Raw genomic sequence first — 23,602 nt, 5'->3', positions numbered from 1 at the left:
CCTAAGCGTCGTAGAGTTTAAGGAGATTACTGATGGCAAGATATAGAGGTCCAGTAGAAAAAATCGAAAGAAGATTTGGTGTAAGCCTTAACCTTAAAGGTGAGCGTCGTTTAGCAGGTAAATCTGCTTTAGATAAAAGACCATATGCTCCAGGTCAACACGGTCAACGTCGTGGTAAAACTAGTGAGTATGGTTTACAACTAAATGAGAAACAAAAAGCTAAATTCATGTATGGTGTATCTGAGAAGCAATTCCGTGCATTATTCGTTGAAGCTAAAAGACGTGATGGTAATACAGGTACAAACCTTATTACTTTAATTGAACAAAGACTTGACAATGTAGTTTACAGAATGGGATTTGCATCTACTCGTAGATTTGCTCGTCAACTTGTAACTCACGGTCACATCTTAGTTGATGGTAAAAAATTAGATATCCCTTCTTACCGCGTTAAAGTTGGTCAGAAAATTGAGGTTAAAGAATCTAGCAAAACTAACCCACAAGTTGTTCGTGCTATGGAATTAACTAGCCAAACTGGTTTATCTCCATGGGTTGATACTGACAATGAAAAAGTTTTCGGAATCTTTACTCGTTTACCAGAACGTGAAGAAGTTGTAATTCCTGTAGAAGAGCGTTTAATCGTTGAGCTTTACTCTAAATAAAAAATAAAAAAGGCGTATAAATGAAAAAGATCAAAACTACTCCACTAGCTCCACAGCAATTTGAGGTAGAACAAATTAGTGATAACGAAGCTAACATAATGGCATACCCGTTTGAGACGGGATATGCAATATCTTTAGCTCACCCACTTCGCCGTTTTTTATTAAGTAGCTCAGTAGGTTATGCTCCAATCGCTATAAAAATAGAGGGTGCTAAGCACGAGTTTGACTCTGTGCGTGGTATGCTTGAAGATATTTCTGACTTCATCTTAAATCTTAAAGAGATTCGCTTTAAGCTTAATGGTGATGTAGACTCAGCAAAGATCGATTATAGTTTTGCAGGGCCTTGTTCAGTAAAAGGTAGTGATCTTACTAATGATGAAGTTGAAGTTGTAACTCCAGATACACACTTAGCTACATTAAATGAAGATGCTACGTTAAACTTTACTATTAAAATAGCTCAAGGTATTGGGTATGTTCCAAGTGAAGATACTTCAGATGAGCTAGAAGATGGATACATCGCTCTAGATGCATACTTTACACCTGTTAGAAGTGTAACTTATAAGATAGAGAATGTACTTGTTGAAGATAATCCTAACTTTGAAAGAGTTGTATTAAACATTAAAACTGATGGTCAGATTTCACCAGTAGATGCTTTTAGAAACTCTTTAGAAGTTATGTATGCTCAACTTGCTGTATTTAACAGTGAAATTAGTGTAAAAGCTCCAACTACAATTGAAAGAGTTGAAGAGTCACCAGATCTTAAAAAACTTACTACACACATTGATTCATTAGGATTAAGTGCTAGAAGTTTTAACTGTCTTGACCGTTCAAGCATCTCTTTAGTTGGTGAGATTGTACTAATGAGTGTAAATGATCTTAAAAACGTTAAAAACCTTGGTAAAAAATCTTATGATGAGATAGTTGAGAAGGTTCAAGAGTTTGGTTACGAAGTTGGCGCTGATTTAGCTGATGATGTAGCAAATGCTCTTAAAAAACAAATAGAAGCAAAATAAGGAAATAATGATGAGACACCGTCATGGATACCGTAAACTAGGACGTACAAGTGCACACCGTAAGGCGCTTTTAGCAAATCTTAGTATTTCGTTAATTGAACATGGTAAAATTGAAACTACTGCAATGAAAGCAAAAGAGCTTCGCTCTTATGTTGAAAAATTAATTACAGTAGCTGGTAAGGGTGATTCTAACGCTCACAGAGCTGTATACGCATCACTTCAAAACAAAGCTGCAACTAAGAAATTAGTTGAAGAAATCGCTCCTCAATATGTAGAGCGTAACGGTGGTTATACAAGAATCACTCGTACTCGTATTCGCCGTGGTGACGCTACTACTATGGCATTTATCGAATTAGTTTAATTACTAATTTCTAAGGATTTATTCCTTAGTTCCCGCCTAGCGCTGATTTTCAGCGTTTAGCATCCACACTTAAAAATCTTTCTCTAAATTGTATAGGATAATCATGAGTAAAATAATTTTTGGTACACAAAGAATTTCAGAACATAATCCACAACATCTACAAGCTTTAAAAGAGGCTATAAAATCTGGCATTAGAATGATTGACACATCACCCAAATATATGGATGGAGGTGCTCAGCGTACGATTGCTTTAGCTTTTAGAGAGTTTGAAGATGATATAAGAGATAACATTGAAGTAATAACAAAATTTGATATTAATTCTAATCCAAGTGAAGTTTTGGAAAACTCTTTAAAAGATCTTGAATTGAATTCAATTTCATGTTATATGATCGAAAATCCTGAATCAGTACTATACAAAGCTATTGAAGATGGGATATCTAAAGATGATAGATTAGATGAGATGAATAGGTTGATTTTTGAAGCTTTTTTAGAGTGTGAAACATTAGTTCAAAGCGGAAAGATTAAATCTTATGGGATCAGTAGTGAGGCATTTTCGGTAATACATAAAGATGATAAGTTCTTACCGTATGAAGATCTTGTTACCTTGGCTATGGAAGCTGCTCATGAGCTTAAAAATGAGAAACATAGCTTCAGCACAATAGAGTTGCCCATAAATATACTGGAAAACGAAGGTTTAGGATGTGCAAAATGGGCAAAAGAACAAGGGTTAAGAGTAATAGCTACAAGACCTTTAAATGGAATAACAAATAATCAAGTGTACAGATTGGCTGATTATGATGAAAGCCATGAGTATTATCATCATCTAAATGAACTTTTAGAAGTTACCGATAATGAGCTTTTAAAGCCTTTGTTTAATCTTTTTGAAGAGTTAGATGCATCTAAACATAAGTTCGGCTGGGTAGGTGATTATGAAACTTTTCTTTATACTCAGGCTATTCCACATATGCAAAAAGCATTAAAAAATATAGATGAGCAAAATGCTCAAACAATGCTAAATTTTATAGATCTATTTTTGATTGAATATAAAAAAATGGTTGAGTATGAATGTGCAAAAAAAACTAGGATAGCTTTAAAAGAAGTTTTTAAAGATTGTAAGCTCAAAATGCAGGAATGCGCAATAAAGCATTTACTAAATATAGACGATATTGATTATATAGCTGTAGGGATGAGAAAACCTTCCTATGTAGATGAAATTATAAGTTTAGAGTTATAAATTTATGGTTTGTTAAGCCCTTTTATCATATTTTATGTTATTAAAATTGGTAATGGTTTATCTCTACAAATTTTAAAAGTTTTTAATACCAATAAGGAAGAAGATGATTCCCTTTAGTGACGAAGAGTTGGTAGCACCTGTTAAACGTGTTATTGACAAAGTAAGACCATCTATCGCTTTAGATGGCGGAGATATTGATTTTATAGCTGTTAAAAACGGAAGTGTATATGTTCAACTAAAAGGTGCATGTGTAGGATGTTCGAGTAGTGGGACAACTTTAAAATATGGAATTGAGAGACAGCTCCGTATGGATATACACCCTGAAATAACAGTGGTTAATGTTCCTGTTGGAATGGAAAATGATATAGATAATCTTTAAGAAGGGGGATGTTATGAGTGTAATAAGCAAATATAAAATATTATCACAAGCAAAAGATAGCTTTTCAAAAGCAGAATTTGAAACAGCATTAGAAAAATTTGCTACTGTATTACAAAACTATCCAAACTCTAAAGAAGCGTATAACGGTGTTATATTATCTGAAATGGCTATGAGCGGTGAAGGTGCAGCAGAAGCATTGTTTGATTACTATGAAATTCTAAAAGAGGAAGATAGTGAGCAAGCTGATGTTATTATGTCTGAGTTATTATCAAATATGGATGGTAGCATGGATAGTTTGGGGGAGTTGTTTGCAGAGCCTATTCGTGACAGATTAGAGTATGAAGATGGAATACTTTATGATGATTTCAAAAAAATAATAGAGAACGGTACTAGCTTTAAAGAAACATTTGAGAATATCATGTTTTCAACACGTGTGATCATCAGTGAAAAAGAAGATTTTATAGAGTTTTTGGATAGTTTGATTGAACACGGTTTTAACAAAATGGCTTTAAACTATTTAGAGGGTGCTTTGAGTGCGTATCCTACAGATGACAAATTAAGAAAGCTGTTGACTAAACTATCTAAAGGCAAAATTATTGAAAATTGAGCTACCAAACCAAGCTTTCAAATATGTAACTGAAAATTCACAAGAGTGCGATGAACAAACAGCGTTTGTTCTCACAAACCAAAATGAAAAATATCTTCAAAATGCTAAAGATCATAACGCTCACTCAATAATAAAAATTGACGAGATAGCAGAACTTTTTGGAATTGATCAAATAAAAATAGTCGGTATTACAGGTACTAATGGTAAAACGACTACTGCCAGTGCCATATACTCTTTTTTACTTGATTTAGGATATAAAGCTGCCTTTCAAGGTACACGTGGATTTTTTATGAATGATGAAGTTGTAGAAGGTAAGAGCCTTACAACACCAAGTGTTTTAAATACATATATTCACATATATCAGGCTGTAGCAGCCGGATGCGAATTTTTTATTATGGAAGTAAGTTCTCACGCAATAGTACAAAAGCGTATAGAGGGCTTAAAGTTTGAGTTAAAAATACTTACAAATATTACTCAAGACCATTTAGACTATCATAAAACAATTGAAGAGTATATAGCCGTAAAAAATAGTTTTTTTCAAGATGAGACAAAAAAACTAATCAATAAAGATGAAACTAAAGCATCATTCAATGTAAAAAATACATATACATACGGCATAGAAAATCCAGCTACTTATAAACTGATGGCATACTCACTTAACAATGCTTCAAGCGGAATAATACAACATATGCAAGATGAAGTAGTTCCTTTTACATCTTCGCTTCATGGATTTTTTAATCTATATAATCTAATGGCAGCTATATCGGCCACACATCTGCTTAGTGGTAAAAAACTTGAAGAGATAGCAGAAGTGGTAGATAATTTTGCAGGTGTTAGTGGTAGAATGGAACAGGTTAGTGAAGAACCAAATGTAATAGTTGATTTTGCTCATACACCAGATGGTATGGCTCAAGTTCTTAATGCTTTAAAAGAGAAAGATCTTTTAGTAGTTTTTGGAGCAGGTGGTGATAGAGATAAATCAAAACGTCCACTTATGGGTCGTGTGGCATCAAATTTGGCTAAAAAGATATATATTACTAGTGACAATCCAAGAACAGAAGATCCTGATGAGATTATAAAAGATATACTAACAGGTATTGAAGATAAATCTAACGTTAAAGTTGAAGTAAATCGTAAAAAAGCAATTGAGAGTGCTTTAAATGATCAGACTGGCGATGAAGTTGTAGTTGTACTGGGAAAAGGTGACGAAGCGTATCAAATTATATATGATCAAAAACTCCCTTTTGATGATAGGGAAGTTATAAGAGAGATTCTAAAAAGAACTTAGAATCTTGTATTAAGTCCAAAATAGAAAACATTGGCTTTTGATTTATATCCTATTTTAGTTGTAGCATCTAAGTCTATGCGTTCATAAGATATCTGTTTATATTCATAGCCTAATTCAAAATCAAAGTGCTCATTTATTGCTATATATGTTCCAAGCCCAAAGTTGAAATTTCCATAACTTAGACTTTGTTCTGTATCATCTCTTGTTGTTTTCATTGAACCAGCACCAAAACCTGCTTTGAAATATGGATATATAAAAGTATCTAAATCCAGAGATTTAACTAATTCTATATTCGCTCCATATCTGTCTTCATCTCTGTCAGATAATATTTTAGCCTCGTTTTTAATCCCTTCGATAGACAACTCAATCGCATAATTTTCTCTAATACCGTAACCTATTTTTATTCTTCCAGCATCTAATGATTTTCTTTTTACATCTAAATTGTCAAATTTTTCATTGATATTTGCATAACCAAGTCCAAGATATAGTTTTGCATCCGCATATACAGATGAGCATAAAAGCATAAGAATTATTATAAATGACTTCAATTTCTGTTCCCAATATTAATATTTTTTGAATTATATCCAAATAAGTTATCTCTTAACTTATATATATGGAAAGGTTTTGCTATAATTGCGCAAAATTTATTTAATAAACATACATAGCATTCATTTATGGCAATATTTCTGGTTGCAATTTTATTTAAAAATTGCGCTCATAAAATTGCGAATGCTACGCAAAAGGAAGAAATTATGGGAATCCCTCAACCAGCTTTTTATATCTTTAAATGTGAACAATCAGCACCTCCAGGTATGCCAAAACCATCATGTGTATCAGCACAAAATCCAGAGTCTCAAGAGTTATTCCAATACCTAGCTCAAAAGCTTATGCAAGAAGGTATTATGGGAACAGTTCAACCTATCAGAACTGCATGTTTGAACCGTTGTAATGTTGGTCCAGTAATGTTAGTTGAACCTGGTCATGTTATGTATACAGGGTTAACTAAAGAAAAAATTGATAGAATAGTATCAGAACATATTATGGAAGGTAATGTAGTTGAAGAGTATGTTATAGACTCTGAACTATGGGATAATGCTATCTCACCTGCTGATATGAAAAAACAGATGGGAATGTAGGAAGTTTTTTATGAATATAGAAATGCTTTATAGCAAAATTCACCGTGCGACTGTTACAGATGCTAACTTAAATTATGTGGGTTCTATTACTATTGATGAAGAATTAATGGAAGCTGCAAAAATGCGTGTAGGTCAAAAAGTAGAGATATTAAATATCAATAACGGTGAGCGTTTCTCTACATACATTATTTTAGGTGAGCGCGGTAAGCGTGACATTTGTTTAAATGGTGCTGCTGCACGTAAAGTTCATAAAGGTGATAAAATTATTATTGTTGCATACGCTTCATATAATGAAAAAGACCTAGAAACTTATAAACCTAAAGTTGTTTTATTAAATGATGAAAACAACATCGACGAGATAGTGGATAGTATCTAATGTTTGGCAATCTGGGCGATATGAGTAAAATGCTTGAGGGGATGCAGGAAAATGCATCAAAACTTCAAGCTGAACTTGAGTCAAAAACATTCAGTGTAAAAGCCGGTGGAGGAATGGTTGAAGTGAGTATTAACGGAAAAGGAGAGATTGTTGATCTGAATATTGACGATTCTCTTTTAGAAGATAAAGACTCACTCCAGATTCTCCTTATAGGTGCAATGAATGATGCATACGATATGGTTCAAAAAAACCAACAAAATTCGGCACTTAATATGCTTGGCGGGATGGGTGGAATGAACCCTTTTGGAGCAAAGTAGATGTTAAGAGTGTTCCTCGCTCTTAACCTTCTTCTTATAAACCTACTAGCCTGCAAAGGTGGCTATCAAACTTGTGTTAAAAAAGTTCAAGACTCAAAAGCACTGCAAAATCAAATGATACAAGTTCCAATCTCAAAACATCAAAAATTAATATACTCAAATATAAAACCAAATGCTAAAATTATTAAGCATGATCCATTTTTAAATTTATATATTATTGAAGTTAAACAAAATTTCAAATATCCATTCAGAACAAATTACAAACTCTCACTTGGGCAAGCTTCAGTGGATAACAAGATGGCGATTGAGGGAGTCATAAAAACAAAACAGATCGGTTTAAACAAGTTGGCAACATTTAGTGAGGTAGTTAATACACCATCTCTTTTGTTAAGCTCTTGTTGTGCAATAGAAGGTTTAGTTACACCAAAAGGGATAATTGAAAAAGAGTATATAGATAATTTTATAAAAAAGAAAAAAATCGAATATAGCGATATTGGAATAAGAGTAGAAGAACAAAACAACAAAACAATAATTAAAAGAGTCAATCCTTTTGATAACACTATTAAGTTAAAAAAAGGTGATGTAGTTTTAGAGATCAATTCAAAAAAAATAAAGAATGCTGGACATTTAATGCGTGAAATCCTTTTTAGTCCAATTGGTAAAAAGCATATCTTAAAAGTCAAAAGAGTTGGAAAAATAATCTCTGTAGAAGCTATATCTAAAAAACGCTACGGAGGCGGAGAGATTGGGGATACTTTTTTAGAGGCAAAAGGTCTTTATTTTAATAATGACTTATTAATAATGAAAATTACAAACGACTATAAGGGCTATGGTCTTAAAGTTGGTGATAAACTACTACAGGTAAATGGTAAAAAAGTTGTCTCAATAGATGATATAAGAGAAAACATAGATGATTTTAAACATCAGGCATCACTTTTATTTTTAAGAGATAACTTCCAATTTTTTGTGAATATTAATTAAAAATATTTCATAACCTTAATAAGTAATTAACAAGAAAAATAATAGAATTTCATATGCAAAATTTTGAGAAGTTTTTACAAGATAATTTACCGGTATCTAAGTCTATACATCCTACATATGAAAAAGCTTTGCACGAGATGCTTTTAGCTGGTGGAAAGAGGTTTCGTCCGGCTCTTTTACTAGGTGTAGTTGAAGCTGTAAACCCGCTTATGCTTGATGGTGCAAGGCATGCTGCGTATGCTGTAGAATTGTTACATACATATTCTCTGATCCACGATGACCTTCCTGCTATGGATGACTCACCTCTACGCAGAGGAAAACCTACTTTGCATGTAGTATATGACGAGGTAACGGCAATCCTTGTTGGAGATGCTTTAAATACATATAGTTTTGAAGTTTTAGCAGATGCACCTTTCTCAGATAACACTAGAGTTAAACTTATACGTGAACTTGCAACAAATGGCGGTTTAAACGGTATGGTTTTAGGTCAAGCAATTGATTGCTACTTTGAAAATCAACCACTTAGCATTGATGATGTAAAAGTTCTTCACACAAATAAAACAGCTAAACTAATTGCAGCTTCACTAAAGATGGGTGCAATTATAGTCGGAGATGAAAAATTAGGTGAAAAACTTTATGATTTTGGAATAAAACTTGGGGTATTATTCCAAATTCAAGATGACATACTAGATGTTACTCAAACCGACGAAGAAGCTGGAAAGCTAACAAATAATGATGAAGACAAAAATAGCTTTGTAACTTTGATAGGGCTTGAAGAGTCTATGAAAGAAGCAAATACTATTGCGGATGAACTCTCAGATGAGTTGAATAATTTTGATGAGAACTTGAAAAAGTCTCTATCATCACTACTTACAAAATACATAAACAGACATAGGAATTAATTAGATGAGCAATCAAATGCGTCAAAAAATGGCAGACACAATTAGGTTTTTAGCAGCAGATATGGTTCAAGCAGCAAACTCAGGTCACCCTGGTGCTCCAATGGGATTAGCTGATATTGCAGTAGTACTTAGTGAGCATATGAATCATAATCCTAAAAATCCATCATGGTTAAATCGTGATCGCGTTGTATTCTCAGGTGGACACGGTACTGGTCTTATATATTCACTTTATTATCTATGGGGATATGGATTAGAACTTGAAGATTTAAAAAATTTCCGTCAGTTAAATTCTAAAACTCCTGGACACCCTGAATATGGTCATACTGAGGGTGTTGAGATAACTACAGGTCCACTTGGTCAGGGTATAGCAAATGCTGTAGGATTTGCAATGGCTTCAAAGTTTATGGGTGCTCAGGTAAATTCTGAGACTGCATCTATGATAGACCATAATGTATACTGTTTATGTGGTGATGGTGACTTAGAAGAGGGAATCTCATATGAGGCCTGTTCAATTGCTGGACACAACAAATTAGATAACCTAGTAGTTATTTATGATTCAAACCGTATCACTATTGAGGGGTCAACTGATCTTAGTATCTCTGAAGATATGCGTAAACGTTTTGAGTCACAAGGTTGGGATGTATTAGAGTGTGATGGTCACAATTTTGATGAGATAGACAGCTCTTTAACAACTGCTAAAGCTAATACTAAACCAACTTTAATCATTGCAAACACTGTAATTGCAAAAGGTGCAGGTGAATTAGAAGGTTCTCACCACTCTCACGGTGCTCCTTTAGGTGAAGATGTAATTAAAAAAGCAAAAGCGGACGCAGGTTTCGATCCTGAAAAAAGTTTCTATGTAGATGAAGATGTAATGGCAAGATTTAGATGCGCTATTGAAGATGGTGATCTAAAAGAGCGTGAGTGGGTTCATTCACAAAAAACTATGCCTTTAATGGAGCAAAATGAAGCTCTAGAAGCACTTCAAAATCCAGATTTTTCAAGAATTCAGTGGCCTGAATTTGACAAAGCTGATGCTACTCGTAGCACAAACGGAAAAATTATAAATGCTATTGCACGTGCAATCCCAAGTTTCATTGGTGGTTCAGCAGACCTTAGTCCTTCTAACAAAACTGATCTAAAAGATATGGGTGTATTTCCAAAGGGAAGAAATATCTACTTTGGTATCCGTGAGCATGCTATGGCTTCAATTGTAAATGCTATGGGATTATACGGTGGTCTTTTACCTTTCTCTTCTACATTCTTTGTATTCTCAGATTACTTAAAACCATCTGCTCGTATAGCTGCACTAAGTGGTATCCAGCACTTTTTCATCTGGACTCATGATTCTATCGGTGTAGGTGAAGATGGTCCGACTCACCAACCTATTGAGCACCTTTCACAGTTCCGTGCACTTCCTAACTTTTATGTATGGCGTCCGGCTGATGGCGCAGAGAATGTTGAAGCATGGAAAGTGGCACTAGAGATGAAAAATTCACCAAGTGCATTTGTGTGTTCACGTCAAAATCTTTCAGTTTTACCAAAAGCTGTTAACGGCGAAGCTAGTAAAGGTGGTTACTTATTAGCATCTGATGATAATGCTTCGATCACACTTATGGCAAGTGGATCTGAGGTAGAGTTGGCGTTAAATGTAAAAACAGCTTTAAATGAAAAAGGTGTAAATGCTAATGTAGTTTCGGTTCCTTGTTTTGACCTTCTTATTGAGCAAGATAAAGCATATATAGATTCTATAATAAAACCAGATACTAAAAAGGTAGCTATTGAAGCTGCTCGCGGTATGGAATGGTACAGACTTGCGGATGAAGTTATTGCAATGGATAGCTTTGGTGCATCTGCTCCTGCAGGAGAGTTATTTGAGAAATTCGGTTTCTCTGTTGATAGTATTTTAGAAAAAATACAATAAAACTACGAAATGCCACTTAAGTGGCAGAACTCCTTTTACCTTATAGGTTAAAATTTCTCTCGAAATTAAAAACAAAGGAGTTCAAAATGTTAATCACACCTTATAATCCATTTAAAGAAATTAGAGATATTGAGAGTAGACTTTTTGGTGCAAAAAGAGTTTTAGATTCAGAAGAAAACGTGGCTACTTTTGTTCCAAATGTAAACACTAGAGAGGGTGAGTTTGCTTACCATCTAGATATTGATCTTCCAGGAATTAAAAAAGAAGATATACAAATAGATCTTAAAGAAAATGCTCTGACAGTGACAGCTGAGAGAAACTTCAAAGAAGAGACAAAAGAGGAAGACTACTATAGAATAGAAACACGTTTTGGAAAATTTTCTAGAACATTTACACTTCCTGATGACGCAGATACTGAAAATATAGATGCAAGTACTCAAGACGGTGTTTTAGAAGTAGTAATTCCAAAACTTGCCAAACCTAAAAACACTCAAAGGATTGAAGTTAAATAAGCAAAAGTTCATTTAATGACTGATACAATTTAGACAAAACTAGTAGGAGTTGGTTTTGTCTAATCAAGACTTGATTCATAGTGTTGTTACTGATGATGAGCCTGTCCTTCAATTACCGGATTTAGTATCTAATAAAAAACTAATAAAGTATGAAGAGGGTGAAATGGCTTTTGATAGTTATGACACTATGAACTACTTTTACTTCATTATGAGTGGGAAGATAAAGATCTCGCAAATAAATCCAGACACTGCAAAAGAGCAAACCATCAGTATATTAACACGTGGTGATATGTTCGATACAATTACATTACTTGATGGCGAAGAACATGAATATACCTCTACAGTTATTGAAGATAGTGAAGTAGTAGAAGTACCTATTGGACATGTACGAGAACTTATTCATAGTGATGCTAAGTTTAAGAGCTTCTTTTTTCCATATCTTGCCAAACAGATGAGAGATTCAGAAGAGTTGGCCGTCGATCTCTCCTTATATGATGTATATAACCGTATATTAAGACTGATTGGTAGAAATATTGATACAAACGGTGGAGTTACAAAACTAAATCTTATAGATAATCTTTCCCATGAAGAATTAGCATCACTTGTTGGAAGTGTTAGAAAAGTTGTTAACAGAAACCTTCAAAAACTTAAAGATGAGGGTATTATTGAGCTTTCACGTAAACATATAAAATTAAAAAACTTAAAACATTTATTAGACAAATTAAAATATTAATTTTAAAGTTTAATCGATCTTTGGATAGAATATCTAAAATGATAATTTGTGGGGATTAGTTTGCAAAAATATATAGATAAAATAAAAGATTTTAACGAACTTGTAATGTTTGAACACTCTATTTTTTCACTGCCGTTTATATTTATTGCAATGATAGTTGCAGCTGATGGATGGTTTGGTTTTACATTGCTTATATTCGGAGTACTTGCTGCTGTTAGTGCAAGAAATTTTGCAATGGGATTAAACCGTTATGCTGATCGTGATATAGACGGACAAAATCCTAGAACTGAAAGCCGTCCTAGTGTAGATGGTCGTATAGATGCAAACTCTATTTTAATTTTTATAGGTGTAAATGCTTTTGTATTTATTGCCGTAGCATATATGATCAACTCTTTAGCTTTTTGGCTTAGTTTTCCTATCCTTTTTGTTCTTGGAAGTTACTCTTATTTTAAACGTTTTTCATCATTAGCACATGTAGTTTTAGGTATATCATTAGGTCTGGCACCAATAGCAGGTGTAGTTGCCGTAAGTGCCGAGATAACACCTTGGTCTGTTTTATTATCACTAGGTGTAATATTCTGGGTAGCTGGATTTGATCTGCTGTATTCACTTCAGGATATAGATTTTGATAAAGATAATGCTCTTCACTCAATTCCATCTAAATATGGTCCTGAAGCTACTCTGTTTATATCTTTTATTTTTCATAGTTTAAGCGTTATATTTTGGGCAATGTTTGTATGGGTAGCAGGACTAGGTATTTTTGCTTATACTGCTGTTGTGCTTAGTGCATTTATGCTTGGGTATGAACACCATTTAGTGCGTAAAGATTTTACAAAAATAGACAGGGCTTTTTTTACGGTTAACGGTTATCTTGGAATATTCTTTTTTATTTTAATAGTTATGGATAGGTTAGCAGCATGAGCGTTCGTTTAATACCTGCACCAATATCTTTAGAGTTTTCAAAACTCTCAGATGCAAAACTAGAAGATTATGATAGAGAGTTTCATCAGCTTAGTGATAGTGATGAGGATCCTATAAGCCAGTGGCTAAAGCTTGCAAAGGCTAGAGGTGAAACACGTGATACTGATGATGTGCTATTAAACCTTATGGTTGAACTTCATAGAAAAATAGACCAGTTAGAGATGACTATAAAGGGTGAAAAACCAAAAAGAGTTGAATTAGATACCGCAGCGGACATTGACTCTATAGGGCATGATCATTTTCATATAAAAGAGGGTGCTTTTGAAACTGGATGTGAGTACTATGGACGTGTCACAATGCCGGTTCATCCAAAAAGAGATGTAGCTGTTTATTTTAAAGCAATGGATAGTTCATTAGCCGAGATACAGAGAATACATGAGCGTGATGCTAAAGAGTGGAGCTCATATTTAGCTGCGCGTGAACGTGTACTGATCCGAGAAGCAAAACAGAAGAAGGAAGATTGATGCCAGCACAATATATGCAGTATTTTCAATTAGAATATATTATTGTAGTTATGGCTGGCATCATACTTTATCTACTCTATTATGTATATTCCAAAGATGCACAATACAATAAAAATATACATTCTATTGCATCTGTAGTTGAAGATCTAAACAGAGAAATTTTTTATCTTAAAAAGAATACAAAAGAGATAGAGCTTAAAAGTAAAGTAAATTCAAAACATATGAGTGATGAAGAGATATATCAAGAGATTGAGAGAAGTGTATACGATCTTGTCCACCCGTTATCCCAAGCATTAAAACAGATGCAAGATAGCGTTGATATGATTGAAGCTCAAGTTGATTCACGTGTCTCAAATTTAGAGAGCGGAGTTAAGCAGATCTCTATTCCCGGTTCAATTCACGGAAATGATGATGAAAAAGTTATAGCACTTTATAAGCAGGGAATCGATGTTGAGACGATCTCAAAAGAACTTCATATATCAAAAGCCGAAGTTGAATTTGTTTTAAAAATAAACAAGATCAAGTAGTGGATATATAGTGGCAGACAGAAAGCTTTTTACATTAGTAGCGATTATGATAGGTTTTAGTATAGTATTATCATATACTTTATCGGCATACACTACTATACTTTTTGGAGTTGGCGAATTTCATTTTGCTATTAGACAGATAATTTTCGGCATCTTAAGTATACTGACAATATGGGTAGTTGCTCAGCTTGATCCGAATAAACATTTAACCCCACTTGGATTCTTTTTATTTTTCGGATCAACTATTTTGATGATAGCTATGCCATTTTTACCTGAATCTTTCGTATCAGCTGTCGGTGGTGCAAAAAGGTGGATTAAACTTTTTGGTTTTTCTATAGCACCGGTTGAGTTTTTCAAAATAGGTTTTATATACTTTTTAGCTTGGAGTTTTTCAAGAAAACTTGGTCACCATGATGATATGGGGCTAACAAATGAGTTTAAACGTTTTGCTCCATATGCAGTAGTATTTATAGGTGCTATGTTCATAATAGCCTTTGTTCAAAATGATTTGGGTCAGGTTGTAGTGCTTGGTTTGACTCTGCTTTTTATGTTGATGTTTGCAGGAAGCAGTTTTAGATTCTTCCTCTCTTTACTTTTAGGTGCACTTGCATTTTTCTTGTTGTTTATTTTTACGGCTGAGCATAGGATCTTACGTATTAAGTCTTGGTGGGCATCTGCTCAAGATACTGTTCTTTCATTTTTACCGGCAGCTCTAGCAAATGAGTTAAGAGTACCTACAGAGGTTGTTCCTTATCAAATCGGGCATTCAATAAATGCTATCCATAACGGTGGTTTTTTTGGAGTCGGACTTGCAAACGGTACTTTTAAACTAGGGTTTTTATCAGAAGTTCATACAGACTTTGTTTTAGCAGGTCTTGCTGAAGAGTTTGGTTTTGTCGGAGTTGCATTAGTTGTATTTTTATTTATGTGGATTATAAAACGCATCTTTACAATTGCAAACCGCTCAATTGACTCACATATATATCTCTTTTCACTTGGGATTGGCTTGATGCTTAGCTTTGCATTTTTAGTAAATGCATACGGTATAAGTGGGATTACACCTATTAAAGGTATATCAGTTCCATTTTTGAGTTACGGTGGTAGTGCAATATTAGCTTCATCTATAGGAATTGGTATGATCTTAATGGCTAGCAAGAAGGTAGATTTGGAGAAAAAACTATGAAGCTTTGTATAACAGGCGGTGGTACCGGAGGGCATCTTATGATAGCAGAAGCTTTAGTAGAGGCTTGTGTCAAGGAAGGTCATGAAGCTGTTTTTATAGGTTCACTAAAAGGTCAGGACAGAAAGTACTTTGAAAAAAACTCCAAGTTTTCACATGTTTATTTTTTAGATACTACAGGTGTTGTTAATCAAAAAGGGCTTGGAAAATTAAAGGCACTATTTAAAGTGTTTTTAGCTTTTTTTAAATCCCGCAGTATTTTAAAAAAACATAATATAGATGCTACATACAGTGTTGGTGGATTCTCGGCAGCTCCTGCATCTTTGGCAACATTAAGTGTTTTTAAACCGCTTTTTATACATGAACAAAATGCAATAGAGGGAAGATTGAATGCTCTTTTAAAACCATATGCAAAAGAGTTTATATCCGCTTATGATGAAAACTCTCCAATAAAAGGTTATCCTGTAAAAGATGTGTTTTTTAAAAATGCTCGTATTAGAGATGAGTTAAAAACTATCATCTTTTTAGGCGGAAGCCAAGGAGCAAAGGCAATTAACGATCTGGCTTTAAGTGTAGCGCATAAACTAAATAAAAAGAACATACATATAATACACCAAGCAGGTGAAAATGATTATGAGAGAGTCAAGGCCGAGTATGAAAGAAAAGGTGTTGATGCTGAGGTTTATGGCTTTACTAAAGATTTACCGGCATTAATTGCAAATGCGGATCTGGCAGTTAGTAGATCAGGTGCTTCAACTCTTTGGGAATTAACAGCTTCAGGTTGTCCTGCTTTGTTTGTCCCATATCCATATGCAGCTGCTGATCATCAGTATTATAATGCACAGTTCATAGTTGAAAATAATCTAGGTTGGTGTGAACGTGAGGGTGAGGAATTACGCTCAAAACTTCTTCACGTAATAGAAGAGCCATTAAAAGAAAAAAGCGAAGCACTGTTAAATTATTCACATAAAGATGTAGCTGCAAAAATGATCTCAGAGGTAAAAAAATATGTCTAAATATATATCTATAACTTTTATATTTTTTACACTCTTGTTTTTAGGTTGTTCAGATACAAAAGAAACTGAAACAGTAAAAAAAGTTTCACAAAACTTAGATGTATTTACAGATAAAACAACCGGTTATACATGGATTGATAATAATCAAACAAAACAATTAAAAAAAGATTGGCTTGATGCTGTAAGTTATTGTGAAGAACTTTATGCAAATGGACATGAAGATTGGCATCTACCAACAAAAGAACAGCTAAAAACAATAGTGGATAAATCTAAAACACCTGCTATAAAAAGCGGTTTTAAAAATGTAACTCCTTATGGTTATTGGACAAATGACAAAATAGATATTAAAGATGGCTATGTATGGGCACTATATTTTAATCATGGTGGAGAAGTATGGGAATTAAGAACCGATACAAACTATGTTAGATGTGTAAGAAGTACTAATGATTAGAGAGCTTGCGCAAGATCTTGTTGATCTAATCTTTGACTGGGGATACCTGGGTATTTTTTTGTTAATGGCAGTAGAATCATCATTTATACCCTTTCCAAGTGAAATAGTTTTAATACCAGCTGGTTATTTGGCATCTGAGGGAAAAATGAGCATTTTAATGATTATGCTAAGCGGAGTAGGTGGTAGTTTACTTGGAGCATTTATAAACTATTATTTGGCACTATTGCTTGGAAGAAGAATACTTCAAAGATACGGCAAGTATTTTTTTATAAAAGAGAGCGCTCTCTCAAAAATGGATTCATTCTTTGAAGCTCACGGTGCTATATCGACTTTCACGGGCAGACTTATCCCTGGAATTCGTCAATTAATATCTATTCCTGCAGGACTCAGTCGCATGAATTTGGCTGTATTTTCTATATACACAACTTTGGGTGCTGGGATATGGGCACTGATTTTAACTATTTTGGGATATTATATTGGTGAAAATAAAGAATTGATAGACCTATATCTGAAACAAATAATATATATAATTTTAGCTATATTGGGTATAATTTTCTTTTTATATTACAGATATCAAAAAACAAAGAGGATAAAGTAGATGAATTATATGTTTGAGAGTGGTTTCTTAGGAACACGTGCACCTTTTTTTATGGATTTAGTAACTTTAATAGTTGCTCTTTTACCTTTTTTAATGATGGGAGTTATCTACTTTGCAAAAATTAAAAAATATAAATTACACCAAATAGCTCAATATGTTTTATTTGTTGTATCTGTTATAGTAGTTGCATATTTTGAAATTGGAGTTAGAATAGGAGGCGGATTCGATTCTTTTATTAAAGACAGCGGAGTTGCCCATCACTACGCTTTAATAGTTTTAATTATACATATTTTAATAGCTGTTGCAACACTTTTCATATGGATATTAGCACTAGGACGTGCGAAAAAGTACCTGCGTGAAGGTAAACACAAAGAGATGGGTAAAATGACTTTCAACGCAATTGTTTTAACATCTTTAAGTGGCATATGGGTTTATATGCTGTTATTTGTCTACTAATTATAGTCCCGCTAAAAGATGTACTTGTCTTGAGCGTATGGAATATTTTGTAAAAATATTCACGGGAGCTCAAAATAGAGACAAGTGTATAAATAATAAAATATTTATAGATAAGGAAAGTATAATATGATTGAAGTTAATGCGAAAGCGCCGGAATTTTGTTTACCAAACCAAGATGATGTAGAGATCTGTTCACGTGATTTAAAAGGGAAATGGGTAGTTTTATATTTTTATCCAAGAGATAATACGCCAGGATGTACTACGGAAGCTTGTGAGTTTACAGAAGCTCTTCCTGACTTTGCTGATCTGGATGCGATCATACTAGGTGTAAGCGCAGATACTACTAAAAAGCATCGTAACTTTATAGAGAAGAGAGACTTAGGTATCACTCTTTTAAGTGATGAAGATACAAAAATGATGCAAGAATACGGTGTATGGCAGTTAAAGAAAAACTACGGAAAAGAGTATATGGGTATTGTTCGTACAACTTATATAATAGATCCACAAGGTGTAGTAAAAGCTGTTTTTGAAAAAGTACGTGTAAAAGGTCACGTAGAAAAAGTTAAAGAAACATTAGCAGAACTTCAAAAGTAGAGATCTTTATCTCTACAATCTTACCTACCACTAAAATTAATAATCAAGCTTAAGTTAAAAGTTTTTTCGGTATAATTGCGCGATTTTTCTTCTGCAATGCACAAGAAAATATTAAACAGATTATGTCAAAAAATTAGTGCAACTTCCTATTTTTAGAAAGACCTGTCCGACATTTTCAAAGAAAACTAGTGAAAATTCTGGCTCGTAAACGAAGCCTTTAAAGGACCTTATATGGTAACTATGAAAGACCTATTGGAGTGTGGTGTACACTTCGGACACCAAACTCGTCGTTGGAACCCAAAAATGAAAAAATACATTTTCGGTGTTCGTAAAAACATTTATATCATCGATTTACAAAAAACTTTACGTTATTTCCGTAACACATACCAAATCGTTGTAGATGCAGCAGCTGAAGGACAAACTGTTCTTTTCGTTGGTACTAAAAAACAAGCTCGTGTTTCAGTACGTGATGCAGCTATCTCATGTGGTATGCCGTATGTAGATAACAGATGGTTAGGTGGTATGCTTACTAACTTCCCAACTATTCAAAAATCTATTCGTAAACTTGATGTTATCGAAGATATGCAAGAAAATGGTCAAATCGATCTTTTAACTAAAAAAGAAGCTTTAATGCTTTCTCGTCAAAAAGAGAAATTAGAGCAATATTTCGGTGGTATCCGTAATATGAAAACTTTACCGGATATGATGTTCGTTGTAGATGCTGTTAAAGAGCACACTGCAGTATTAGAAGCTAACCGTCTTGGAATCAAAGTTGTAGCTCCACTAGATACTAACTGTGATCCTGATGTAATCGATTACCCAATTCCAGGTAATGATGATGCTATCCGTTCAATTCAACTTTTCTGTAAAGAGATGGCTGAAGCTATTAATGAAGGTAAAGCATTAAGAGATGGTCAAAGTGAAGATAGTGAAGCAGCAATTGAAGAAGCTCAAGCAGAAGCAACTGAAGCACCAGCTGAAGAAGCAGTAGAAACTACAGAGGAAGCATAATCATGGCAGTTACAGCAGCACAAGTTAAAGAATTACGCGCAGCAACAGATGCGCCGATGATGGATTGTAAAAAAGCGTTAGTTGAGAATGATGGAGATATGGCAAAAGCAACAGAGTGGCTAAAAGAGCGTGGTATTGCTAAAGCTGCTAAAAAAGCTAGTGAGCGTGTTGCAGCTGAAGGTCTTGTTGGTCTTAAAATTGCTGATGATTTTTCAAAAGCTACTGTTGTTGAGATTAACTCTGAAACTGACTTCGTTGCTAAGAATGAAGGTTTCCAAAATCTAGTTCTTAAAACTACTGAAGAAGTATATTCTAACAAACCTGCTGATGTAGATGCAGTTATGTCAACTGAGTTTGGTAAATACTTCACAGAAGAAACTGCTAAAATCGGTGAAAAAATTGAACTTCGTCGTTTTGGTACATTAGAAGCTGAAGATGATACTATTGCTATGAACGGTTATGTTCACTCAAACAACCGTATCGCTGTTGTTGTTAAAGCTAAATGTGATTCAGCTAAAACTGCTGAAGGTATGAGAGATGTTATGAAACAAGTTGCAATGCACGCATCTGCAATGAAACCTCAAACACTTTCATATAAAGATTTCGATGCTGCATTTGTTGAGTCTGAAACTAAAGGTAGAATTGAAGCTATTAAAAAAGAGAACGAAGAGTTAGCTCGTCTTAAAAAACCTCTTAAAAATGTTCCTACTTACGTTTCAATGATGCAATTAACTGATGAAGTTATGAAACAAGCTGAAGAAGATATCAAAGCTATGTTAAAAGAACAAGGTAAACCTGAGCAAATCTGGGACAAAATCATCCCTGGTTCATTAGCTCGTTTTATCGATGATAACACTACTTTAGATAAAGAACAAGCTTTACTTGATCAAACTTATGTACTAGATGATAAAAAAACTGTAGCAGAGGCTGTTGAAGCTGCTGCTAAAGCTCTTGGCGGAACTGCTGAGATCGTTGACTTTATCCGTTTAGAAGTTGGTGAAGGTATTGAAAAAGCTGCAGACGACTTCGCAGCAGAAGTTGCTGCACAAATGGCTTAATAGTTAAGCTTTTAACTATCACTTTTCTTTATAGGCTAGGACTTCGGTTCTAGCCTTTTTTTTTGCTATAATTCAACCATGAATTTATTAAAAGCAAACAATATATCCCATTCATTTGACACAGAGCTTTTCTCAAATGTCTCACTAGAGTTAGAAGAGAGACAGAGCATAGCTATAATAGGTCTAAGTGGAAGCGGAAAATCAACTCTTTTAAACATACTATCTACATTATTATCTCCAAATAAAGGAGAAGTATCTCTTTTTGGTAAAAATATATCTACTATGAATGCAAAAGAACTTGAGCAGATCAAAAGAAAAAAACTAGGTCTTGTTTTTCAGCAGCATTATCTTTTCCGCGGTTTTTCAGTAGAGGAAAATCTAGAAATTTCAGCAATGCTATCAGGTGAGAATATAGATAAAGAACTTTTGAAAAATCTTGGAGTAGAGCATACTTTAGAGCAAAAAGTAACTGAACTATCAGGTGGACAGCAACAACGTATATCTATAGCCAGAGTTTTAACAAAAAAACCTAAAATTCTTTTTGTAGATGAGCCTACTGGTAATTTGGATCATGTTACCAGTGATGAAGTTAAAAAAATATTTTTTGACTATATAGATAAAGAAAATGCAGGCATGGTTTTAGTAACTCACAATGACGAGTTTGCAATGGAGTGTGACGTTGTTTATAAACTAGATAATAAAGAATTGATAAGAGTAAAATAATGAGTTGGGCTGAAGTATTCACTCAAAACTATGTTATTGGATTTATACTTCTGTTCTTTCGTTTTGCTGCTATGTTTATGGCAGCTCCAATTTTTTCTCATCAAAACATACCACAAACTATAAAAGCTTCTTTAGCTTTTGTTTTTGCAATTGTATTTTATTCATCCATGCCGCCTTTGGACATTCCTATAACTGTACCAAGTATAATTATTGCAATACTGAGTGAGATACTTTTTGGTTTAGCAATTGGTGTTATTCTTCAGTTAGCATATAATGTTATTACGTTCGCTGGAGGACAGATATCTTTTATGATGGGTTTCTCAATGGCCAGTGCTATTGATCCGCAAACAGGTATATCAATGCCTATAATCTCACAGTTTTTGTCACTTTTAGCCTTGATGATCTTACTATCAATAGATATGCATCATTGGTTGTTGTTATTTATCAATGATTCACTTTCCCAAATTCCACTAGGTGGGTTTTTGATGCAAGAAAATTTATTTAAGTATACAATAGAGGCATCATCTAAAATGTTTTTTGTAGGATTTTTAATAGCATTTCCTATTATCGCACTTACGTTTTTACAAGATGTTATATTTGGTATGCTTATGAAAACTATGCCGCAGTTTAACTTACTTGTAATTGGTTTTCCTATTAAAATTGCTTTTGCATTTATAGTTCTGATAGCTATCCTTACATCTACAATGCTAGTGTTTAAAGGGCATGTTCAAGAAGCATTTAACTATCTGGAAATACTTTTTTAGTTTTTTTTTGATACAATAACTACAAAGGAAAAAGTCTTGAAAATTTTACTATTAAATGATAACCCAGTCGTAAATAAATTGGTAACGCTTAGTGCTCAAAAAACTTCAAATGAATTAGATGTAGTATCGAATACAGAAGACTTAAAAACATCTTCATATGATCTAATAATTGTAGATGATTCTATGTATAGTGATGAGTTCATGGTGGAATTAGCTTCTAAAATAGAATATGAAAAATCTTTATATATTTGTGCAAAAGATGCAGATACAGTGGAAGGATTTACATCTGTGATCAAAAAACCTTTTTTACCTACAGACTTAGTGGAAACCTTATCACATTTAGGTAAAAATAATGACTTAGAAGATGAGATTGAAGAAGATATTGCTTTAGATGAATTAGATTCTATAGATGATGAAGAAATAAACTTAGATTCTATGGATGAGGGTCTTGATGATTTAGATGAAGAACTAGAGGGACTGGAAGATTCTGATGAGTCAGAGTTGTCTGAAACAGTAGATGAAACAGAACTAGATGATGATTTAAATTTAGACGACTTAGACTTAGAAGATCATGATGATAGTGATGAAATTCATGATGATCTAAACTTAGATGATCTTGATTTGGAAGAAGAGGCTGACGATGCAGAACTGGATGAAGATTTAAATTTAGATGACTTAGATTTAGAAGACCATGATGACAGTGACACAGAACTTGACGACGAATTAAACTTAGATGATCTTGATTTAGAAGAAGATAATTCGGATTCTATTTTGGATAAAGACGAACTACAAGAAGTTCAGAATCTCTTAGAAGAAGCAGAGACAGAAGAAATAGATGATAGTGAATTAGAAGATGAACTGGATGAATCTGATTTGGATGATGATCTAAACCTAGATGATCTTGAAGATGCAACTTCTGAAGAAACAAGTGATGAAGAACTAAATCTTGATAATCTAGAAGAAGCAGATTTAGATGAATTGGCTTTGGAAGATACAAGTGATGAAGTTGAAAGTCTCGAAGAGACGGACTTAGAAGATGAACTAGATGAATCTAAATTGGAAGATGACTTAGATAGTGTAGATGAACTAAATTTAGAAGATGAACTGGATGAGTCTGATTTGGATGATGATCTAAACCTAGATGATCTTGAAGATGCAACTTCTGAAGAAACAAGTGATGAAGTTGAAGATTTAGAAGACAGTGCTGAAGATGAAGAACTAAATCTTGATGATCTAGAAGAAGCAGATTTAGATGAATTGGCTTTGGAAGATACAAGTGATGAAGTTGAAAGTCTCGAAGAGACGGACTTAGAAGATGAACTAGATGAATCTAAATTGGAAGATGACTTAGATAGTG

Annotated in this window: 30 protein-coding genes; 29 read left to right on the top strand and 1 reads right to left on the bottom strand. The window is 33.8% G+C overall.

The annotated features are described in order from the left end of the window. Nucleotides 1–32: 32 nt before the first annotated feature. The 7 genes from rpsD to ABZA65_RS11650 all read left to right on the top strand — a co-directional run bounded on the left by rpsD (nucleotide 33) and on the right by ABZA65_RS11650 (nucleotide 5,541). A complete protein-coding gene (gene rpsD / locus ABZA65_RS11680) occupies nucleotides 33–659 on the top strand; it encodes a 30S ribosomal protein S4 (RefSeq protein ID WP_373073845.1) in 627 nt (208 codons plus the stop codon). A 20-nt stretch (nucleotides 660–679) separates the two neighbouring features. Next, nucleotides 680–1,672 carry a DNA-directed RNA polymerase subunit alpha gene (locus ABZA65_RS11675; RefSeq protein ID WP_373073843.1) on the top strand — a complete coding sequence of 331 codons (993 nt, stop codon included), beginning with the start codon at nucleotides 680–682 and terminating at the stop codon, nucleotides 1,670–1,672. A gap of 10 nt (nucleotides 1,673–1,682) precedes the next feature. After that, nucleotides 1,683–2,033, top strand: coding sequence for a 50S ribosomal protein L17 (gene rplQ / locus ABZA65_RS11670; RefSeq protein WP_373073841.1), 351 nt, complete (start codon nucleotides 1,683–1,685; stop codon nucleotides 2,031–2,033). Nucleotides 2,034–2,136: 103 nt separating this feature from the next. Then, a complete protein-coding gene (locus tag ABZA65_RS11665; RefSeq protein WP_373073839.1) occupies nucleotides 2,137–3,267 on the top strand; it encodes an aldo/keto reductase in 1,131 nt (376 codons plus the stop codon). A 103-nt stretch (nucleotides 3,268–3,370) separates the two neighbouring features. Next, a complete protein-coding gene (locus tag ABZA65_RS11660) occupies nucleotides 3,371–3,646 on the top strand; it encodes a NifU family protein (protein ID WP_373073837.1) in 276 nt (91 codons plus the stop codon). Between the two features lie 13 nt (nucleotides 3,647–3,659). Next, nucleotides 3,660–4,253 (top strand): hypothetical protein, encoded by a 594-nt coding sequence (locus tag ABZA65_RS11655; RefSeq protein WP_373073835.1) that lies wholly within the window; start codon nucleotides 3,660–3,662, stop codon nucleotides 4,251–4,253. Beyond that, entirely contained in the window at nucleotides 4,243–5,541 is a 1,299-nt protein-coding gene (locus ABZA65_RS11650; protein ID WP_373073833.1) for a UDP-N-acetylmuramoyl-L-alanyl-D-glutamate--2,6-diaminopimelate ligase, read from the top strand. Before ABZA65_RS11655 ends, ABZA65_RS11650 begins: the two co-directional genes overlap by 11 nt. Here the strand turns inward: ABZA65_RS11650 and ABZA65_RS11645 are convergent. Beyond that, entirely contained in the window at nucleotides 5,538–6,089 is a 552-nt protein-coding gene (locus ABZA65_RS11645; RefSeq protein ID WP_373073831.1) for a porin family protein, read from the bottom strand. The two genes, ABZA65_RS11650 and ABZA65_RS11645, sit on opposite strands and share 4 nt — an antisense overlap. Before the next feature lie 204 nt (nucleotides 6,090–6,293). Here ABZA65_RS11645 and ABZA65_RS11640 point away from each other — a divergent pair, with 204 nt between their 5' ends. The 22 genes from ABZA65_RS11640 to ABZA65_RS11535 form a co-directional block, all read left to right on the top strand. Then, a complete protein-coding gene (locus tag ABZA65_RS11640; protein ID WP_373073829.1) occupies nucleotides 6,294–6,677 on the top strand; it encodes a ferredoxin in 384 nt (127 codons plus the stop codon). A gap of 10 nt (nucleotides 6,678–6,687) precedes the next feature. Further along, complete coding sequence (gene panD, locus ABZA65_RS11635; RefSeq protein WP_373073827.1) at nucleotides 6,688–7,053, top strand: aspartate 1-decarboxylase; 366 nt, start codon at nucleotides 6,688–6,690, stop codon at nucleotides 7,051–7,053. Then, nucleotides 7,053–7,370 carry a YbaB/EbfC family nucleoid-associated protein gene (locus ABZA65_RS11630; RefSeq protein WP_373073825.1) on the top strand — a complete coding sequence of 106 codons (318 nt, stop codon included), beginning with the start codon at nucleotides 7,053–7,055 and terminating at the stop codon, nucleotides 7,368–7,370. The genes panD and ABZA65_RS11630 overlap by 1 nt, the downstream gene beginning before the upstream one ends. Further along, nucleotides 7,371–8,351: a PDZ domain-containing protein gene (locus tag ABZA65_RS11625; RefSeq protein ID WP_373073823.1), complete on the top strand. Its 981-nt coding sequence runs from the start codon at nucleotides 7,371–7,373 to the stop codon at nucleotides 8,349–8,351. A 53-nt stretch (nucleotides 8,352–8,404) separates the two neighbouring features. Continuing rightward, a complete protein-coding gene (locus tag ABZA65_RS11620; protein ID WP_373073821.1) occupies nucleotides 8,405–9,253 on the top strand; it encodes a polyprenyl synthetase family protein in 849 nt (282 codons plus the stop codon). A 4-nt stretch (nucleotides 9,254–9,257) separates the two neighbouring features. After that, the gene (gene tkt, locus ABZA65_RS11615; RefSeq protein ID WP_373073819.1) at nucleotides 9,258–11,177 is read left to right on the top strand and encodes a transketolase; all 1,920 of its coding nucleotides are present in this window, start codon (nucleotides 9,258–9,260) and stop codon (nucleotides 11,175–11,177) included. 86 nt (nucleotides 11,178–11,263) lie between these two features. Next, nucleotides 11,264–11,689 (top strand): Hsp20/alpha crystallin family protein, encoded by a 426-nt coding sequence (locus tag ABZA65_RS11610; protein ID WP_373073817.1) that lies wholly within the window; start codon nucleotides 11,264–11,266, stop codon nucleotides 11,687–11,689. A 55-nt stretch (nucleotides 11,690–11,744) separates the two neighbouring features. After that, a complete protein-coding gene (locus ABZA65_RS11605; RefSeq protein WP_373073815.1) occupies nucleotides 11,745–12,422 on the top strand; it encodes a Crp/Fnr family transcriptional regulator in 678 nt (225 codons plus the stop codon). A gap of 60 nt (nucleotides 12,423–12,482) precedes the next feature. Continuing rightward, nucleotides 12,483–13,343: a menaquinone biosynthesis prenyltransferase MqnP gene (gene mqnP, locus ABZA65_RS11600; RefSeq protein ID WP_373073813.1), complete on the top strand. Its 861-nt coding sequence runs from the start codon at nucleotides 12,483–12,485 to the stop codon at nucleotides 13,341–13,343. Continuing rightward, complete coding sequence (locus ABZA65_RS11595; protein WP_373073811.1) at nucleotides 13,340–13,867, top strand: hypothetical protein; 528 nt, start codon at nucleotides 13,340–13,342, stop codon at nucleotides 13,865–13,867. Before mqnP ends, ABZA65_RS11595 begins: the two co-directional genes overlap by 4 nt. Then, on the top strand, nucleotides 13,867–14,394 hold the full coding sequence (locus ABZA65_RS11590; RefSeq protein ID WP_373073809.1) for a DUF6115 domain-containing protein: 528 nt from the start codon (nucleotides 13,867–13,869) through the stop codon (nucleotides 14,392–14,394). Before ABZA65_RS11595 ends, ABZA65_RS11590 begins: the two co-directional genes overlap by 1 nt. Nucleotides 14,395–14,404: 10 nt before the next feature. After that, complete coding sequence (locus ABZA65_RS11585; protein WP_373073807.1) at nucleotides 14,405–15,577, top strand: FtsW/RodA/SpoVE family cell cycle protein; 1,173 nt, start codon at nucleotides 14,405–14,407, stop codon at nucleotides 15,575–15,577. Further along, nucleotides 15,574–16,590 (top strand): undecaprenyldiphospho-muramoylpentapeptide beta-N-acetylglucosaminyltransferase, encoded by a 1,017-nt coding sequence (gene murG / locus ABZA65_RS11580; protein WP_373073805.1) that lies wholly within the window; start codon nucleotides 15,574–15,576, stop codon nucleotides 16,588–16,590. Before ABZA65_RS11585 ends, murG begins: the two co-directional genes overlap by 4 nt. Beyond that, a complete protein-coding gene (locus tag ABZA65_RS11575; protein ID WP_373073803.1) occupies nucleotides 16,583–17,041 on the top strand; it encodes a DUF1566 domain-containing protein in 459 nt (152 codons plus the stop codon). The genes murG and ABZA65_RS11575 overlap by 8 nt, the downstream gene beginning before the upstream one ends. After that, entirely contained in the window at nucleotides 17,034–17,639 is a 606-nt protein-coding gene (locus ABZA65_RS11570; protein ID WP_373073801.1) for a DedA family protein, read from the top strand. Before ABZA65_RS11575 ends, ABZA65_RS11570 begins: the two co-directional genes overlap by 8 nt. Further along, nucleotides 17,640–18,095, top strand: a complete 456-nt coding sequence (locus ABZA65_RS11565; RefSeq protein ID WP_373073799.1) for a DUF420 domain-containing protein — start codon at nucleotides 17,640–17,642, stop codon at nucleotides 18,093–18,095. 126 nt (nucleotides 18,096–18,221) lie between these two features. Then, entirely contained in the window at nucleotides 18,222–18,689 is a 468-nt protein-coding gene (bcp, locus tag ABZA65_RS11560; protein ID WP_373073797.1) for a thioredoxin-dependent thiol peroxidase, read from the top strand. 231 nt (nucleotides 18,690–18,920) lie between these two features. Continuing rightward, nucleotides 18,921–19,700, top strand: coding sequence for a 30S ribosomal protein S2 (gene rpsB, locus ABZA65_RS11555; RefSeq protein ID WP_373073795.1), 780 nt, complete (start codon nucleotides 18,921–18,923; stop codon nucleotides 19,698–19,700). A 2-nt stretch (nucleotides 19,701–19,702) separates the two neighbouring features. Beyond that, nucleotides 19,703–20,758 (top strand): translation elongation factor Ts, encoded by a 1,056-nt coding sequence (gene tsf / locus ABZA65_RS11550; RefSeq protein ID WP_373073793.1) that lies wholly within the window; start codon nucleotides 19,703–19,705, stop codon nucleotides 20,756–20,758. A gap of 78 nt (nucleotides 20,759–20,836) precedes the next feature. Further along, complete coding sequence (locus tag ABZA65_RS11545; protein WP_373073791.1) at nucleotides 20,837–21,481, top strand: ABC transporter ATP-binding protein; 645 nt, start codon at nucleotides 20,837–20,839, stop codon at nucleotides 21,479–21,481. After that, on the top strand, nucleotides 21,481–22,245 hold the full coding sequence (gene fliR, locus ABZA65_RS11540; RefSeq protein ID WP_373073789.1) for a flagellar biosynthetic protein FliR: 765 nt from the start codon (nucleotides 21,481–21,483) through the stop codon (nucleotides 22,243–22,245). The genes ABZA65_RS11545 and fliR overlap by 1 nt, the downstream gene beginning before the upstream one ends. A 36-nt stretch (nucleotides 22,246–22,281) precedes the next feature. Continuing rightward, a partial coding sequence (locus ABZA65_RS11535) for a DNA topoisomerase IV (RefSeq protein WP_373073787.1) occupies nucleotides 22,282–23,602 on the top strand: 1,321 nt, incomplete at its 3' end.

The sequence above is a fragment of the Sulfurimonas sp. genome, from assembly GCF_041583195.1.
In the GTDB taxonomy this organism is placed as follows: domain Bacteria; phylum Campylobacterota; class Campylobacteria; order Campylobacterales; family Sulfurimonadaceae; genus Sulfurimonas.
Note: the sequence above shows the minus strand (reverse complement) of the source record. Positions and strands in the feature narration are given on the sequence as shown.